The 16,566-nt window shown below is 67.6% G+C and carries 16 protein-coding genes; 13 read left to right on the forward strand and 3 right to left on the reverse strand.

All coding sequences use genetic code 11. From position 1 onward, the window contains the following. The first annotated feature begins 592 nt into the window (after positions 1 to 592). From ACFOSH_RS26150 to ACFOSH_RS26200, 11 genes are all read left to right on the forward strand, one after another. Positions 593 to 1,387, forward strand: coding sequence for an MlaE family ABC transporter permease (locus ACFOSH_RS26150; protein WP_020630757.1), 795 nt, complete (start codon positions 593 to 595; stop codon positions 1,385 to 1,387). Continuing rightward, positions 1,387 to 2,250 carry an MlaE family ABC transporter permease gene (locus tag ACFOSH_RS26155; protein ID WP_378241706.1) on the forward strand — a complete coding sequence of 288 codons (864 nt, stop codon included), beginning with the start codon at positions 1,387 to 1,389 and terminating at the stop codon, positions 2,248 to 2,250. The genes ACFOSH_RS26150 and ACFOSH_RS26155 overlap by 1 nt, the downstream gene beginning before the upstream one ends. Continuing rightward, a complete protein-coding gene (locus ACFOSH_RS26160; RefSeq protein ID WP_378241707.1) occupies positions 2,247 to 3,512 on the forward strand; it encodes an MCE family protein in 1,266 nt (421 codons plus the stop codon). Before ACFOSH_RS26155 ends, ACFOSH_RS26160 begins: the two co-directional genes overlap by 4 nt. Then, entirely contained in the window at positions 3,509 to 4,516 is a 1,008-nt protein-coding gene (locus ACFOSH_RS26165; RefSeq protein ID WP_378241708.1) for an MCE family protein, read from the forward strand. The genes ACFOSH_RS26160 and ACFOSH_RS26165 overlap by 4 nt, the downstream gene beginning before the upstream one ends. Beyond that, positions 4,513 to 5,502 carry an MCE family protein gene (locus ACFOSH_RS26170; RefSeq protein WP_378241709.1) on the forward strand — a complete coding sequence of 330 codons (990 nt, stop codon included), beginning with the start codon at positions 4,513 to 4,515 and terminating at the stop codon, positions 5,500 to 5,502. The genes ACFOSH_RS26165 and ACFOSH_RS26170 overlap by 4 nt, the downstream gene beginning before the upstream one ends. Next, a complete protein-coding gene (locus tag ACFOSH_RS26175) occupies positions 5,499 to 6,491 on the forward strand; it encodes an MCE family protein (protein ID WP_378241710.1) in 993 nt (330 codons plus the stop codon). Before ACFOSH_RS26170 ends, ACFOSH_RS26175 begins: the two co-directional genes overlap by 4 nt. Next, a complete protein-coding gene (locus tag ACFOSH_RS26180) occupies positions 6,491 to 7,546 on the forward strand; it encodes an MCE family protein (protein ID WP_378241711.1) in 1,056 nt (351 codons plus the stop codon). Before ACFOSH_RS26175 ends, ACFOSH_RS26180 begins: the two co-directional genes overlap by 1 nt. Continuing rightward, the gene (locus ACFOSH_RS26185; protein WP_378241712.1) at positions 7,546 to 8,739 is read left to right on the forward strand and encodes an MCE family protein; all 1,194 of its coding nucleotides are present in this window, start codon (positions 7,546 to 7,548) and stop codon (positions 8,737 to 8,739) included. Before ACFOSH_RS26180 ends, ACFOSH_RS26185 begins: the two co-directional genes overlap by 1 nt. Continuing rightward, positions 8,724 to 9,227, forward strand: coding sequence for a hypothetical protein (locus tag ACFOSH_RS26190; RefSeq protein ID WP_378241713.1), 504 nt, complete (start codon positions 8,724 to 8,726; stop codon positions 9,225 to 9,227). The genes ACFOSH_RS26185 and ACFOSH_RS26190 overlap by 16 nt, the downstream gene beginning before the upstream one ends. Then, on the forward strand, positions 9,224 to 9,832 hold the full coding sequence (locus ACFOSH_RS26195) for a hypothetical protein (protein WP_378241714.1): 609 nt from the start codon (positions 9,224 to 9,226) through the stop codon (positions 9,830 to 9,832). Before ACFOSH_RS26190 ends, ACFOSH_RS26195 begins: the two co-directional genes overlap by 4 nt. A 62-nt stretch (positions 9,833 to 9,894) precedes the next feature. Continuing rightward, positions 9,895 to 10,554: a hypothetical protein gene (locus ACFOSH_RS26200; RefSeq protein WP_378241715.1), complete on the forward strand. Its 660-nt coding sequence runs from the start codon at positions 9,895 to 9,897 to the stop codon at positions 10,552 to 10,554. A 64-nt stretch (positions 10,555 to 10,618) separates the two neighbouring features. On the opposite strand, the gene ACFOSH_RS26205 is transcribed toward ACFOSH_RS26200, so the two are convergent. Beyond that, entirely contained in the window at positions 10,619 to 11,539 is a 921-nt protein-coding gene (locus tag ACFOSH_RS26205) for an RCC1 domain-containing protein (RefSeq protein WP_378241919.1), read from the reverse strand. 346 nt (positions 11,540 to 11,885) lie between these two features. Between ACFOSH_RS26205 and ACFOSH_RS26210 the strand changes: the two genes are divergently transcribed. Both ACFOSH_RS26210 and ACFOSH_RS26215 read left to right on the forward strand, forming a co-directional pair. Next, the gene (locus ACFOSH_RS26210) at positions 11,886 to 12,512 is read left to right on the forward strand and encodes a DUF6801 domain-containing protein (protein WP_378241716.1); all 627 of its coding nucleotides are present in this window, start codon (positions 11,886 to 11,888) and stop codon (positions 12,510 to 12,512) included. A 69-nt stretch (positions 12,513 to 12,581) separates the two neighbouring features. Next, positions 12,582 to 13,961: a DUF6801 domain-containing protein gene (locus tag ACFOSH_RS26215; RefSeq protein ID WP_378241717.1), complete on the forward strand. Its 1,380-nt coding sequence runs from the start codon at positions 12,582 to 12,584 to the stop codon at positions 13,959 to 13,961. Between the two features lie 90 nt (positions 13,962 to 14,051). Here ACFOSH_RS26215 and ACFOSH_RS26220 read toward each other — a convergent pair whose 3' ends face one another. After that, positions 14,052 to 15,335, reverse strand: a complete 1,284-nt coding sequence (locus ACFOSH_RS26220; protein WP_378241718.1) for a PucR family transcriptional regulator — start codon at positions 15,333 to 15,335, stop codon at positions 14,052 to 14,054. Positions 15,336 to 15,566: 231 nt separating this feature from the next. Continuing rightward, the gene (locus tag ACFOSH_RS26225; RefSeq protein WP_378241719.1) at positions 15,567 to 16,361 is read right to left on the reverse strand and encodes an arginase family protein; all 795 of its coding nucleotides are present in this window, start codon (positions 16,359 to 16,361) and stop codon (positions 15,567 to 15,569) included. Positions 16,362 to 16,566 lie beyond the last annotated feature (205 nt).

Consider the following 16,566-nt stretch of genomic DNA (forward strand, 5'->3'; position numbering starts at 1 on the left):
GGTTACAAGACCCCACACGAGGTCCACGCCGAGTATCTGAACCGACAGCTCGCAGCGTAAAATTAGCAACTAAGCAGCTGTCCGGAAAACACTGGGCCCCCCAACACGGGCCCACACCGACCCCGGAACGCCCCCAATGACATGACACGTTTGCCCTACCGCCAAGCCCGGCACACAGCCGGGCCAGCGCCAAGTCCGTGAAGGCCTCCTTGAGGGACCCTGGGTCCGCCAAGGCCTTCACGGACAAGCGACCCAAGAGCGACTCGAGGACCGATCGAGCCGCCAAGCGGGTGACCATCGGGTCACCACTGACCGTGGTGACCCACCCCGCCGCCGAACACGAAAGAACGGACAAGATCCCCGTCCGCCTTTGTCAGATAGGGACAAGAATTCACCGGTTACCAGGACGTGACGTCTTGATCACACCGAAGTTCTTGTCACCAGGCAGGCGCGTGATTAGCGTACCGACCAGTAGCAAACAGCACGGTAACACCCCGTTGATCTTATTCAACGATTCCGTTCCGCCATTCGGAGCAAAGGAATTGCGCAAGCTGGGGTGTATTCGCCGTGCCCGGAAAACGGGAGGGTCGGCGTGGGCGTCCGGACTAACGCACCCTCATTCCCCGGCGCGGGTGCGATCCGGGAGACCGGCAGGCTCTACTCACTCGGCCTCGACGTCGTCCGCCTGACCTTCCGGCGGCCGTTCCAGGCCCGCGAGCTGATCCAGCAGTTCTGGTTCATCGCGAGTGTGTCGATCCTGCCGACGGCGCTGGTCGCGATCCCGTTCGGCGCGGTCATCGCGCTGCACATCGGTTCGCTGACCGCGCAGATCGGCGCGCAGTCCTTCACCGGCGCGGCCAGTGTGCTGGCGATCATCCAGCAGGCGAGCCCGATCGTGACGGCGCTGCTGATCGCGGGCGCCGGCGGGTCGGCGATGTGCGCGGACCTCGGGTCCCGCACGATCCGCGAGGAGATCGACGCGATGGAGGTGCTCGGGGTCTCCCCGATCCAGCGCCTGATCGTGCCGCGGGTGCTCGCCGCGATGGGGGTCGCCGCCTTCCTCAACGGAATGGTCAGCGTGGTCGGTGTCCTCGGCGGCTATTTCTTCAACGTCATCATGCAGAACGGGACACCGGGTGCGTATCTGGCCAGTTTCTCCGCTCTCGCGCAGCTTCCGGACCTCTGGATCAGCGAGATCAAAGCGGTCATCTTCGGTTTCGTCGCGGCGATCGTCGCCTCTTATCGCGGGCTCAATCCGAAAGGTGGCCCGAAAGGCGTCGGTGACGCGGTGAACCAATCCGTGGTGATCACGTTCCTGCTCCTGTTCCTGTTGAACCTCGTGCTGACGACGCTTTACCTGCAGCTCGTCCCGGCGAAGGGCAGCTGATGACCACGACGACACCTCCCCCCACGAGCACCCGCGCCACGCGGGTCCGCGAGGCGGTGGACCGCCGGTTCGGTTTCCTGGACACGCTCGGCGACCAGATCCTCTTCTTCCTCAAGGCGCTCGCCTGGGTGCCGCGCGCGGTGCACCGCTATCTCCGCGAGATCACCCGCCTGCTGGCCGAAGTCAGCTTCGGCAGCGGCGCGCTCGCGGTCATCGGCGGCACGATCGGCGTGATGATCGGGATGACCGTGTTCACCGGCACGGTCGTCGGGCTCCAGGGCTATTCGGCGCTCAACCAGGTCGGCACGTCGGCGTTCGCAGGCTTCGTCTCCGCGTACTTCAACACCCGCGAGATCGCGCCGCTCGTCGCCGGGCTGGCGCTTTCGGCCACCGTCGGCTGCGGGTTCACCGCGCAACTGGGCGCGATGCGGATCTCCGAGGAGATCGACGCGCTCGAAGTGATGGGCATTCCCAGCGTCCCGTACCTGGTTACCACCCGGATCATCGCGGGCTTCCTCGCGGTCATCCCGCTGTACGCGATCGGCCTGCTGACCTCGTATCTCGCTTCACGCCAGATCACCGTCTGGTTCTACGGCCAGTCCGCGGGCACCTACGACCACTACTTCCTGCTGTTCCTGCCGCCCGGCGACGTGCTCTGGTCGTTCGGCAAGGTGCTGGTGTTCAGCGTCGTGATCGTGCTCGCCCACTGTTACTACGGTTTCCGCGCGAGCGGCGGGCCGGCGGGCGTCGGGGTGGCGGTCGGCCGCGGGGTGCGGACCGCGATCGTGGCCGTCAGCGTGCTGGACTTCTTCCTCAGCCTCGCGATCTGGGGCGCGACCACGACGGTGCAGGTGGCCGGATGAGCCGGCGCGGGCTGCGCAAGGCCGGGGTCCGGACGGCCGGGGTGCTGTTCCTCGTGGTGATGTCCGCCCTCGTGCTGCTGTCGATCAAGATCTATCAGAAGGACTTCGTCACGTCGGTCCCGGTGACGCTGCAGGCGGACCGTGTCGGCAACCAGTTGCGCGCGGGCGGGCAGGTCAAGGCACGCGGCGTGGTGGTCGGCGAGATCCGCGGCGTCCGTGCCACGCCGGGAGGCGCGGAGATCGACCTGGCCATGGAGCCCGGCAAGGTCTCCCAGCTGCCGAAGAACGTGTCCGCGCTGCTCGTGCCGAAGACGTTGTTCGGTGAGCGGTACGTGCAACTGTCCATTCCGGACGGATCGACGGCCGGACCCTTGAGTTCGGGCGACGTGATCAGCCAGGACCGCTCGGCCAACGCGATCGAACTGGAGCGGGTCTTCGACAACCTGTTGCCGCTGCTCCAGGCTGTACAGCCGCAGAAGCTCGCCACCACGCTGACCACGGTCGCCACCGCGCTGGAAGGCCGCGGCGACCAGATCGGCGACACCCTGGCCACCGCGGCCCGGTACCTCAAAGAGTTCAACCCGAACCTCCCGGCGCTGAACGACAACATCCGCGACCTCGCCACGGTTTCGAAGCTGTACGGCGACATCGCGCCGGACCTGCTCGACTCGCTGAGCGCTTCGGCGGTCACCCTCGACACCGTCAAGGAGAAACGTGCCGAACTGGCGACCGTGTACCAGCAGGTGACGTCATCTTCCCAGCAGGTCACGACGTTCCTCGCCAACAATCGAGCCAACATCATCGCGCTCGCCGCCGACAGCCGGGCTCCGCTCGAAGTCGCCGCGAAGTACTCGCCGAGTTTCGCCTGCACGATCGAAGCGCTGGCCAAGCTGAAGCCGCAGATGGACAAGGTGCTGGGCAAGGGCACCGCCGAACCCGGCCTGCACGCGGAGATCACCGTCACCCAGCCCCGCGCGAAATACGTTCCCGGCAAGGACGACCCGGTCTACAACGCCACCGGTGAACCACGCTGCTACCCGTCGAACAGCATGATGGGCCAGGGCATCGTGGCGACCGGTGAGAAGACCGCCGCGCTCCCGGGCGTACAGGGCGACCTCGGCCTGGCGAACTCGCCGCAGGAACAGCAGCTGATCTCCACGCTGGTCGCGCCGTCGGCCGGTGTCCCGGTCAACCAGGTGCCCGCTTGGGGCAGTGTGCTCGTCGGGCCGCTCTACCGGGGCACGGAGGTGACCTTGCGATGAGGAACTTCGTGAGCCCGCTGATCAAGGGGCTGATCTTCGTCGTCATCACGACGCTGGCCACGGTGCTGCTGGCGGTGTCCATCACGAACACCGGCCTCGGCGACACCAAGACCTACAGCGCCAAATTCCTCGACGCGACGTCGCTGAACGTCGGCGACGACGTCCGGATCTCCGGGGTGCGGGTCGGCCAGATCGAAGAACTCGAAATCGCCGACCACAGCCTGGCCCGGGTCCGGTTCTCGCTCGACTCCCAGCGCAGGCTGCCCGCCGACGTGAACGCGGTGATCAAGTACCGCAACATGGTCGGCCAGCGCTACATCGCCCTCGAACGCGGCAAGGGCACCCGCGCACTCCTGGACCCGGGGGCGGAGATCCCGCTGGAACGCACGACTCCCGCACTGGATCTCACGGAACTGTTCAACGGCTTCAAACCGCTGTTCCAGGCGTTGTCCCCCAAGGACGTCAACCAGCTCTCCGGCGAGATCGTCCAGGTGCTGCAGGGCGAGGGCGGCACGGTGGAAAGCCTGCTGGCGCACACCGGTTCGCTGACCACCACGCTCGCCGGTCGCGACAAGGTGATCGGTGACGTGATCACGAACCTGGACACGGTGCTGAAGACCATCAACGGCAAGGGTGACGCACTGTCCACTTTGGTCTCCACACTGAGGGAGCTGGTGTCCGGCCTGGCCGGTGACCGCGCCGAGATCGGGGAGGCCGTCTCCGGGCTCGCGGACCTCACCACCGCCACCGCCGGTCTGCTCGAACAGGGCAGGGAGCCGCTCAAGGACAGCATCGAGGGACTCGGCCTGCTCTCCGGCGCGCTGACGACCGACCAGGGCAAACCCGAGGTCGAACGGGTCCTCACCGAGCTTCCGGGGAAGCTGAACGACCTGGGCCGGATCAGCTCGTACGGATCGTGGATGAACTTCTACCTGTGCTCGGCCGTCCTCCGGAGCAACCCTCCCCGCGGGGTCCCGGCGACGGCGGAGAGGTGCGCGTCGTGAAACCCTTCAAGGAGCGGAACCCGATCGTCATCGGTGTCGTCGGCAGCGCCGTCGCGGCCGCGCTGCTGACCGCGACGCTCAACTACGAGAACCTCCCGATCATCGGCTCCGGTACCACCTACCAGGCCGAATTCTCCGAAGCGGCCGGGTTGCAGGCCGACGACGAGGTCCGGATCGCCGGGATCAAGGTCGGCGAGGTGAGCGACGTCCAGCTCGCCGAGGACCACGTGGTGGTGAGCTTCCGGGTCAAGGACGCCTGGCTCGGCGACCGGACCGCCGCCGAGATCAAGATCAAGACCCTGCTGGGCCGGAAGTTCCTCGCGCTGCGCCCGACCGGCGAGACGGTGCAGAACCCGAAGCAGGTCATCCCGCGCACCCGGACCGTGACGCCCTATGACGTCACCGAGGCTTTCAACGGGCTCGCCGACACCGCGGGCGCGATCGACACCGATCAGCTCGCGGAAAGCTTCACCACGCTCAGCGACACGTTCAAGAACTCGCCCGACCACATCCGGAAGGCCTTGGAAGGGCTGACGTCGCTGTCGAAGACCGTGTCCTCCAGGGACACCGAACTCGCCAGCCTGCTTTCGAACGCGCACGGCCTCACCACGACGCTCGCGAACTCGAACGAAGACTTCGCCAAGCTCCTCTCGGACGGCAATCTGCTGCTGACCGAACTGGACAACCGGCGCCAGGCGATCCACGACCTGCTGACCGGATCGAAGGACCTCGCCACCCAGCTTTCGGGCCTGGTGCAGGACAACAAGGAGCAGCTCGGCGGCGCGCTCAGCCAGCTCGGAGAGGTGACCGACATCCTGCAGCGGCAGAACGACAATCTCGCCAAGAGCCTCGACCTCGCCGCGCCGTACTTCCGCGTGGTGAACAACTCGCTCGGCAACGGACGCTGGGTGGACAGCTACCTGTGCGGGCTCATCCCGGAGAACCGGGATCCCTGCACCCCGCCGATTCCCGGAGGTGGGCGATGACCAGCAGGTTCGTCACCCTGGCGCTCGTGCTCGCGCTGGCCGTCGTCGGCGGTCTCTGGTGGATCTTCTCCGGCAGCGGGCTCGACCGCGTCACCGTGTACTTCTCGCGTGCCGTCGGTGTCTACAGTGGATCGGACGTCCGGGTGCTCGGCGTCCGGGTCGGCCAGGTCGAATCGGTGGCCCCGGAGGGCGAGCAGGTCAAGGTCGTCCTGACCGTCGACGGCTCGACGCCGATCGCCGCCGACACCAACGTCCTCGTCGTGGCGCCGAGTGTGGTCGCCGACCGGTACGTCCAGTTCACCAAGCTCACCCGCTCCGGGAACCGGCTGAACGACGGCGCGACGATCCCGATGGAGCGCACCGGCACGCCGGTGGAACTCGACCAGCTCTACTCCAGCCTCGACACGCTCGCCAAGGCCCTCGGTCCCAAGGGCGCGAACGCCGACGGCGCCCTTTCGGATCTGCTGCGCACCGGCGCGAAGAACCTGCAGGGCAACGGGAAGCCGTTCAACGAGTCGGTGCGCAACTTCGCCGACCTCGCCAGGACACTGTCCGGGAACTCGCAGAACCTGTTCGCCACCGTCGACGAACTGCAGCGGTTCACCTCGATGCTGGCGACCAACGACCGGAACGTCAGCGAGATCAACAAGCAGCTCGCCTCGGTGACCGGGACGCTGGCGCGGAACAAGGACGAGCTCGCCCGCGCGCTGAACGGCCTCGGTGGCGCGCTGGCGCAGATCCAGCAGTTCATCCGGGACAACCGCGCGCTGATCAAGTCCAATGTGGACAAGCTCGCGGTGACCACCGGGACGCTGGTCGACAAACGCGCCGCGCTGGCCGAGACCCTCGACACGATCCCGCTGGCGGTGACGAACGTGCTCGAAGCCGTCGACTCGAAGACCGGGAAGCTGCAGGGTCGCGGCCTCCTGCTCGACTACGCCCCGCTGCCGCTTCCGGTCGCCGGCGACACCTACACCGGGGGCCGCTGATGACCACGAAACGGACGATCGCGGTACTCGCCGCGTGCTGTCTCGCGCTCACCGCGTGTTCCTCCGATTTCAAGGGTGTCTACGACCTGCCGCTGCCCGGCGGCGCGGACATCGGCGACCATCCGTACCGGGTGACCGTGCAGTTCGCCGACGTGCTCGACCTGGTCCCCCAGGCCGCGGTGAAGGTCGGCGACGTCCCGGTCGGCCGGGTCGAGACGATCAAGCTCGGCGAAGACGGCTGGACGGCGGAAACCGTCCTGGCCGTCAACGGCGACGTCCGCCTGCCCGCCAACGCCATCGCGCGGCTGCGGCAGTCCAGCCTGCTCGGCGAGAAGTTCATCGAGCTCGCCCCGAGCGCGGCGAAGGCCGAAGGCAGGCTGGGCGACGGCGGGGTGATCCCCGTCGCGAGCACGAACCGCAACCCGGAGTTCGAGGAGATCTTCGGCGCGCTCTCCCTGCTGCTCAACGGCGGCGGGATCGGCCAGCTGCAGACCATCAACCGCGAACTGTCGAAGGTGATGGACGGCAACGAGGAGGAGATCCGCTCCTTCCTGTCCACTGTGGAACAACTGGTGTCCAACCTGGACACGCACCGCTCCGACATCACCTCGGCGCTCGACGGGCTCAACCGGCTCTCGACGACACTGGCGAACCGGAAGACGCAGGTCGAAGGCGCGCTCACCGACCTCACCCCCGGTCTGAAGAGCCTTTCCGAACAGCGCACCCAGCTCGTCTCGATGCTGCAGGCGCTGGACCGGCTCTCCGGGGTCAGCGTCGACGTGATCAAGAAGACCAGGGCCGATCTCGTCGCCGATCTCACCGCGCTCGCGCCGATCCTCAAGCGGCTGGCCGACGCCGGCGAGAACCTGCCCAAGTCGCTGGAGATCCTGCCGACGTTCCCGTTCACCGACGCCGTCCGCGACGGGATCAAGGGCGACTACCTGAATGTCTACGCCTCGATGGTCCCCGCGCCGGGCGTCGAACTGCCTCCCCCGGGCGAAGGGGTCCCGCCGGGGCTCCCCACCCTTCCGCTGCCGTCCTCCGGAGGTAGCTGATGCTCACCACCCGTGTCCGGATCCAGGTGATCGCGTTCGTCATCATCGCGCTGGCGACGACGGCGTTCGTGGGGGCCAACTACGCGGGGCTCGGCCGGCTCTTCGGGGCGAGCGGTTTCACCGTGAAGCTCGCGCTGACCGACGGCGGAGGCCTGTTCACCAACGGCGAAGTGACCTACCGCGGCGTCGCCGTCGGCCGGGTCGGCGAACTCCGGCTCACCGCCGGGGGCATGGAAGCGGATCTGCTGATCGACGACGACGCGCCGTCGATCCCCGCGAACTCGCGGGCGGTCGTGGCGAACCGGTCCGCGGTCGGCGAGCAGTTCGTCGACCTGCAGCCGCGGACAGGCGACGGGCCGTTCCTCGCCGAGGGTTCGGTCATCCCGCGCGAGGCGACAAGTGTCCCGCTGCCGGTGCAGCATCTGCTGACCGACCTGGACTCGCTGACCGCGTCCGTGCCGACCGAGGATCTGCGGACCGTGGTCGACGAACTCGACAACGCCCTGCGCGGTTCCGGCGCGAACCTCCAGGTGCTGCTGGACTCCACCACCGACTTCACCAAACAGGCCGCGAACCACCTGCCGCAGACGGAGAAGCTGCTCACCGACGGCTCGACCGTGCTGAAGACCCAGGTCGACTCGTCGCTGGCGTGGCGGCAGTTCAGCGACAACGCCAGGCAGTTCGCCCGGCAACTGGCCCGTTCGGACGGTGACCTGCGCCAGCTGATCGCGACCGCGCCCGGCGCGGCGACCCAGCTCTCCGGGCTGCTGCGGGACAACGAGCCCGGGCTGCCGATCCTGCTGGCGAACCTGCTCACCACGTCGCACGTGTTCTCCACGCGCACCGACGGCCTTCGTCAGCTGCTGATCAACACCCCGAAGGCGGTCTCCGCCGTCGACGCGGCCATCGACGGAGAGTCCGGGAAGGTCGGGCTGACCCTGACCTTCTTCGACCCGATGCCGTGCACCAAGGGCTACGAGGGCACGAAGATCCGCAGCAGCGCGGAACTCTCGGCGCTGCCGTTCAACACCGGTGCCGCGTGCACGCTCGAAAAGGGCGACCCGAGCTCGGTCCGCGGCTCGCAGAACGCGCCGAAGGGCGGTGTCCCGCCCGCCTCCATCCCCGGCGGGTTCGGCGCCGACGGCCAGCCGACGTCCACCAGCCTCGAGGAGATGTTGTGGCTGCGCAACTGAAGATCGCGATCGCCGTGTTCGCCGCGGCCTGCGCGTTCGCCGGATGGGCCGGGTACACCTGGTTCACCGCGACGGGTTCCGAGGCCGTGGCCTACGGCAACTCGCGCGACGACGCGCTCAAGACCGGGCGTGAGCTCGTCGCCCGGCTGACCAGCCTCGACCACCACCGCGTCGAGGAGGGCATCGCCGACTGGCTGGCCGCGTCGACCGGTCCCCTGCGCGATCAGCTGGGCAAGACCGACGACGCGACGAAGCAGACGCTCACCAAGAACGCGACGGTCTCGACGGGCAAGGTGCTCGACGCGGCGATCAGCGAACTCGACGACCACGCGGGAACGGCCAAGATGCTGGCTTCGGTGGAGATCACGATGGCGAAGGAAGGCGCGGCGCCGACGACGAAGCGCAACCGGTTCGCCGCCGGACTGACCAGGACCGGCGAAGGCTGGAAGCTCAGCGCGCTCGACCAGCTCCCGGTGGGTGCGCGATGACCGCCACGGCCGACACCGACGATGTCACGGAGACCGAAACCGAAACCGAGACCGAGACCACGGCCGAACCCGTCGCCGAAGAGACCGCCGAACAGCCGTCCCGCCGGCCGAAGCTGCCGCTGATCCTGCTGGTCGCGGCGGCCGTGCTGGTGGCGGCGGGGGTGTGGTTCACGCTGCAGGCGAGGTCGATCTCGTCGGCTCCGGCGGCGGCCAACACGGCGCTCACCGACGTCGGGGCGAGCGCCGAGGTGAACTCCGCGGTGACAGTGGCGCTCAACAAGGTCTTCTCCTATTCCTACGACCGGACGGACGTCACCGAAAAAGCGGCCGCTTCGGCGCTGAGAGGCAAGGCGCTGGAGTCGTACAACCAGTTGTTCGCACAGGTCAGGGAAAAGGCTCCGGTACAGAAACTCGTCCTCACGACCCGCGTCTCCTCCTCCGCCGTCCAGGAACTCGGCGACGGTAAAGCGCGACTGCTGGTATTCCTCGATCAAGCGGCGACACGAGCCGACAACAATTCGTCGACGACGGCCGCCGCCCAGCTTTCGATCACCGCGGAACGCGAAGGCGACAATTGGGTCATCACCGACCTCGTCCCCCGGTGACAAACAAGCCATTTCTCATTTTTCGAGCGGTATAAAACACGAGAGAAAACGAGGAGAAACCCATGTTCGGTCGAACGCGCCCGAAAACCGTCCGTCGCCGTCTCGGCACGGTGGTCGCACTCACCGCCGCGGCCGCCATGGCGGGCTCCCTTGCCGCCACCCCGGCCCTGGCGGACGACCCGGTGGAGATCCCGGTGTCCTACACCGTCACCGGGAAGACCGTGGTGAAGAAGACCGGCGGCAGCCTCGATCTCGGCCCGGGCCAGCTCAACGGCGCCCTGGTCATCGACGGTGACAACGTCGGGATCCGCGGCGATCTGTCCCTGCCGCCCTCGACGGCGAACATCTCGCTGGTCTCGGGTGTCTTCAAGATCAAGGCCCGCGTGCGGATCGAGCCGACCGGCCCGGTCACCGGCACGCTGGCCAACGGCGACCTGACCACCCATTCGCAGGCGAACATGCTGATCGACAACATCGTCGTCGGCCTGTTCTGGCCGGTCATCCCGCTCCCGACGGTGCCGAACGCCTGCAAGACGGTCAAACCGCTCGACCTGACCCTGGTGTCGAAGAACGTCGACCTGTTCGCGGAGACCATCCCGTCGTCGGGCGTGTTCACGATCCCCGAGTTCAAGGACTGCTTCATCAACGACCTCGCGCTGGGCGCGTTGATCTCCGGTCCGGGCAACACGATCAACCTGAACATGAAGTCGAACCTGTCCTGACGCGCAAGTCCGTGAAGGCCTCCTTGAGGGACTCCGAGTCCCTCAAGGAGGCCTTCACGGAACGTCAGCAGAAGTACGGCGCGTTCGGGTCGACCAGTGCGACACCGGTGCTGTCACCTGCGGAAATGGCGTAGACCGGGGCGCAGACGCCGGAGAACTTCCAGAAGTCCGTCGGCGGTTCCGTGCTGGTGTCCCGGCTTTCCTGCTTCACGTTGCTGCCCCAGGCGAAAACACTCCCGTCGGACTTGAGCGCGACGTTGTGGTTGTAGCCTGCGTCGATGGCGACGACGTCGGACAGCGCTTCCGGCGGAACAGTGGCCTGACCGGAAGTGTTGTCGCCCCACGCGATGACGCCACCGTTCTTCAGCGCGATGCTGTGCCGGAACCCCGCCGAGATCGCCGACACTCCCGACGTCGCCGCCGCGGGCACGGTGATCTGGCCTTTCCCGTTGCTGCCCCAGGCGACGACGCCGCCGTTCTTGAGCGCGAGCCCGTGGTCACCGCCCGCCGAGATCGCGGTGGCCCCCGACGAAACCGTCGTGGGCACGGCCGTCCTCGAACCCCAGCTCAGCACGCTGCCGTTCGCCTTCAGCGCGAGGTTGAAGTACGCGCTGGTGGAGATGGCGGTGACACCCGAGGTGGCGGCCGCCGGGACGACGTTCTGGCCGTAGAAGCCGTTGCCCCAGGCGATCACGCCGCCGTTCTTGAGCGCCAGTTCGTGCGCCCACCCCGCCGCGATCGCCGTGACCCCCGACGTCGCCGCGGCGGGCACGGTCGCCTGGCCGTAGTTGTTGTTGCCCCAGGCGATCACGCCGCCGTCCTTGAGCGCCAGATGGGTGATCGCGCCCGCCGAAACGGCGCTCGCGCCCAGCGCCGAGGCGGGTACGTTGCCCTGTCCCTGCGCGTAGTCGTTGCTTCCCCAAGGCCGCGCCTCACCGGTGGGCGCGGCGTCGGCGATACCGGAAAGGGAAACCGTGGCGATCATTACGGCTATCGCGGTAGTCGTCACGCGCCGTGTCGTGGATAGTCGATTGACTGAAGCCATGCGGCGAATGTTAACCCGGTTCCGCCGATCGGCCGCGCCTTTGTCATCGTCGCACAAACTTCATAATCGCATTCAGCGCCCACTGACAAGAACGAACAGGCTGCTCACCCACTCCGAAACATGTCGACATGAATCCTTGTTACGTACATAACTCGCGGGTAACCTCGGTTTACCCCCACCACCGAGAAGGCCGCTCAAGTCGAGCATATTTGATCAGAAAAATCCGCCGAAAGGCGCATGGGGAAAGCCGCCCGAGACGTAAACTGGATCAAAGGAGATGACAGGTATGTCCCGCAGACTTGGCAAGTTGTCAGCAGGCGTCGCCACCACCGGCATCGTGCTGGGCGCGGTCGCCGTGCTCACCGCCGGCACGGCCGCCGCCGCGACCACCTACGCCACCGGCACCGTCGCGTACATGTGCAACTTCCCCGGCATCGGCCAGCAGCAGCTGGACGTGAAGGCGAGCTTCGTCGGGCCGGACTCGATCGCTTCCGGGGCCACCGCGACTCCGTCGAGTGTCGGCGGCACCGCCACGATCAACGCCTCCATCAACGCCCTGCTCAACGCCGCCAACTACGACGGCGTCCGCGGCAAGGCCAACATGCCGATCACCATCACCAACGCCACCCCGGCGTCGGCGACGGTGACGAACCTGGACGTCCCGACGCAGATCAACCCGTACGTGCCCGGTCCCCGGTCGTTCAACATCGTCCAGGGCGCGGGCACCGGTGTCCCGACGTTCACCGCCGGCGCCCCCGGCTCGGCGACCGCGTCCCTCGGCACCACGATCAACGCGCCGCTGGACTTCCACAAGAAGGACGGTTCCTGGACCACCTGGAACTTCAACTGCACCGTGAAGAACACCAACCCGGCACAGAACCGCGCGTTCAGCCCGGCGATCCCGATCACCTGATGACCCCTCCGTGCGGGGCGGGGCGCCCCGCCCCGCACGGGCTCCACACCGGACACGAGAGGAACCCGTATGACGCAGCAGGTTCGCCGGGCACTCGGGAGGTTTCCCGTTCTGGCGGGCGTCATCCTGCTCGCGGGCGTGAACGGCGCACTCGCCTCCTCGGCGGCGACCGATCCGACGACGCCGCCGTCCCCGCCGCTTCAGGGCGCCGCCCCCGCGCGGCAGACCCTGAACAACACCTGCGTCTTTCCGGACCCCGTCGGTGAACGACCGGTCGTCATGGAGACCTCCGCCACCCTGCCGAAGGTCGTCCAAACCGGAAAACCGCTGCAGATCAAGGACTTCTCGCTGACCTTCAGCCTCGCCGAGGGCACGCTCGGCGAGGTCACCGAAGTCGCCGGTGGCGCGACCGTCGAGCTCACGGCCACGCGCGAAGACAAGAAGACCCCGGTGCCGGTCACCCTCACGATCCCGGCGACCAAGGTCCCCGCCACCGGTGAAGTGAAACTGGTCGCGACGGGCAAGGTGCCCGAAATCGCGATGACCGTCCCCGGCGAACTCCGGCTGTCCACCGGCGCCCCGTCTCTCGCACTGGCCTCGACCTCGGCCGAGACCCCGCTCAAGCCGATCACGTGTACCCAGAATCCTGGCCAGGACACCACTCTCGGCAGTGTCGCACTGCTGGCGATGGGTGTCGCGAAACCGGACAGCGGCAAACCGGGCGAGCGGAAGCCTCAGCCCGGCACCCACGCGACGAACGACGAACCGGACCCGAACGTCCTCGTGTTCCCCCTGCAGCCCTTCGAAGTGCAAGGCACGTCGACGATCGCCAAGCTCGGCGCGTTCGCGCGGCTCACCCAGGCGTTCATGTTCAACGCCTTCTGGATCGTCCCGCCCGACCCGCCGAGCAGCATCACCGGCACGACGATGATGCCCCCGAGCAAGGTGACGTTCCTCGGCTTCGGCTTCGCCCCGATCACCGCGACGATGGAACTGCTGCCACCGGATCACCGGGCCGGCAACCACATCATCGACATCAACGGCACGGTGATCTCGGAGCCGGACGGCTCCTCGACGGTCACCACCCGAATCGAAGTCTTCGCGAAACTGAGCGGTGTCACCATCAACGGCGTCGCTCTCGACGTCGGCGACAGCTGCCTCACCGCCGGACCGCTCGTGCTCAACCTCCGAGGGGAGAAGTACGACATGTTCAACGGCGGTGTGCTGCGCACCGATCCGAACGCCGCGGATCCCGCCTACCGGGAGTTCACGCTGCCGAAGTTCTCCGGCTGCGGGGTGAAGGAGAATCTCGATTCGCTCCTGAGCGGGATGTCGTCGGGACCGGGGAACCAGGCGTGCGTCGGCGTCAGCCAGGTCTCGCTCGACGGGTCCCCGGTGCCGCCGGAACGCAAGTGCCCCAACGTCGATCCGCCGGTGGCGCGCCGCTGAGCGCATTCCTGGTCCAGGTTTCGATCACGAGCGTGTGGTGAAGGGTCTTCAGGACACTTTGGTCTTGAAGACCCTTCACCGCATTCCGGGTCAAGATCCGCTCGGCGTCCACTGTGGACTCTTGCGCGGCGCCGGAAGGATCTCCGGCAGCGCATAGCCTTCGGGCGCCGAAGAAGGGGTGACACCGGCCCGCAGCGCGAGTTCCATTTCGAACCGCGCCCCCGGGTCGCGCAGGTGCTCGCCGAAGGTCGCCTGCAGCTGCCGCATGCGGTACCGGACGGTCTGCGGGTGGACCTGGAGGCGCTCGGCGATGTCGACGACGTTGCCCTGGCTGTCGAGCCAGGCACGCAGGGTTTCGAGCAGCCGTTCCTGCTGTTTCCCGGTCATGTCGGCGAGCGGGGCGAACAGGCGGTCGCGCAGCTGGCAGGTCAGCACGGAGTCGGCGTTCACGAGCAGGGTCGCGAGGTGTTCTTCGGCGCGGATCACGCGGCGGGCCTGGATGATCCCGCGTTCGGAGAGGTGCAGGGCGTCGCGCGCCCAGCGCAACGAATCGGCGACGGAGTCCAGCGGGCGGCACGGGCCGATCGACAGCCGATAGTCGGGCAGCGCGGCCTGCAGGGTGGCCAGCCGGGCGCCGGAGATCTCGCCGGGGACGAGGAGACGCGGCTCGGCGCAGTCGAGTTCGGCCAGGACGTCCGAATCCACCGAGTTGTGCCGCCGGGTTCTGACGGCGTCGTTGAGCGGGTGCAGCACCACCGGTGTCGCGCGTTCGGGCACCGGCCAGCCGGTCAGCTGCGCGAGTTCCGCGATCGCCTTCGACGGCGCGGGCGGGGTTTCCAGCACCAGGTGCAACAGTTTGCGGCGCCACGTGTCCAGCGCCCCCGCGGTGCGCGCCTTCGCTTCGAGGTAGCCGTCCAGCGCGACGGACGCGAGTTCGTCCATGAACGCGAGCATCGCGTCGGCCAGTTGCGACATCACCGCGGACGAGAGCCCGCTGCGGCGGCCGACGCGCATGATGCGCCGCCACGAGACCCGGGCGCCGACCCGGTACGCGGACTGGAGCGTGTCGAGGCTGCGGCCTTCCCGCATCTCGTTCTGCCCCAGGCGATGGTGGACCTCGTGCGACTGTTCCTTGGAGACGGAGGGATCCGCGATCTGGGCGACGAACAGCGTGATCGCGTACTCGACGCCCGCGCGGATCGACTTGCCGTAGGGCCCGTCGAGCGGGCGCGCGTAGGCGGGGATGGTCGCGCGGATCTCGTCGACGATCTCGTTGGCGAGACTGCCGAGTTCCGGTCGCAAAATATCGGCGAGCTTGCGCGGCAGTGCTGCAGGGGACTGCGCAGCGTGTTCGATCCCGCGCTCCACCGACATCGCAGCTCCTTTGCTCCGCCCAGCGTCCTGACATCCCACGATCGTCGTGAGGTGACAACGAACACATCGCAAACTCGCTCGTGAATGTGTCACCTTTCGCAGAAGAAACCGATTTCTTGTCACCGTCGTGACAAAATCACGGCTCACCCCTGAATTTTGATGACAAGTGCCCGGCAAACGGCTCGCACGGTACGTACGAACGGCCGAAGCGAGGCTCGCTGTGACGGAGTGTCACTGCTTTTCGGTGAGCAATTCACCGAGTACTCCGAGCACGGGCTCCAGCGGGCGCACCTCGGTGCCGACACATTCGGTGATCCCCGCGCCGACGACTTCGAAGCCGCTCAGCCCGCGAAGCATCGCTACAAGGCGCTCGATCGTCAACCCTCCGGGTTCCGGGCAGTTCAGCCCGTCGAACTCCGCCGGGTCGAGCACGTCGAGGTCGAGGTGGACGTACACCTTGTCCGAGCCGGCCAGCCCGGCGGCGACGTCGGCCGATTCGACGACGAGCCCGCGGTCGATCGCGGCCCGCTCGGCGTCGTCGAACACCCTTGTCCCGGCGAGGACGACGCGACCGGGTTCGACCGGCGGGTTCGCGGCGAAATCCGGGTCGCCCTCGCCGAGCAGCGATCGCAGCACCATGCCGTGGAACGCGCCCGACGGCGACGTCTCCGCGGTGTTGAGGTCCGCGTGCGCGTCGAACCAGGCGACGCCGAGGCCAGGCCCGAAGCGGTAGCGCGCGACCCCGATCGGGATCAGCTCGATCCCGCAGTCCCCGCCGATGGTCAGCACCGGCCCACCCGGCGCCTCCAGCGCGGCGAGCTGCGCGGCCCGGTTGGCGCCGGTGAGCACCTCGCGGTTGGCGATCCCGTCGACCACGGGCGAGGTCTCGCGGGTCTGCCGGATGTGGTGCACCGGGACGCCCAGCACGTGGCCGGCCAGCTCGGCGAGCGCGACGCAGCCTTCGGGCATCTCCGGCGCGCGCTCGGTCAGCGCGCCCTGGAACTGGGGTACGGCGTGGATCAGCACCGGTCCACGTTAGCGGCGACCGCAAGCCCGTGACCCGTTCTGGCTGCGCTTGATCCCAGTCCGTGAAGGGCCCCTTGCCTACCCTGACGGTAGCGATGGAGGCCTTCACTACCGTCATAATCGCAAGCGCACCACCAGTCACAGCAGATGCGCGTGAAGGCCCCCTTCCCTCGGCTCAGCCGAGGGAAGGGGGTCTTCACATACC

This window comes from Amycolatopsis speibonae (genome assembly GCF_042647925.1).
Classification (GTDB): Bacteria; Actinomycetota; Actinomycetes; order Mycobacteriales; family Pseudonocardiaceae; genus Amycolatopsis; species Amycolatopsis speibonae.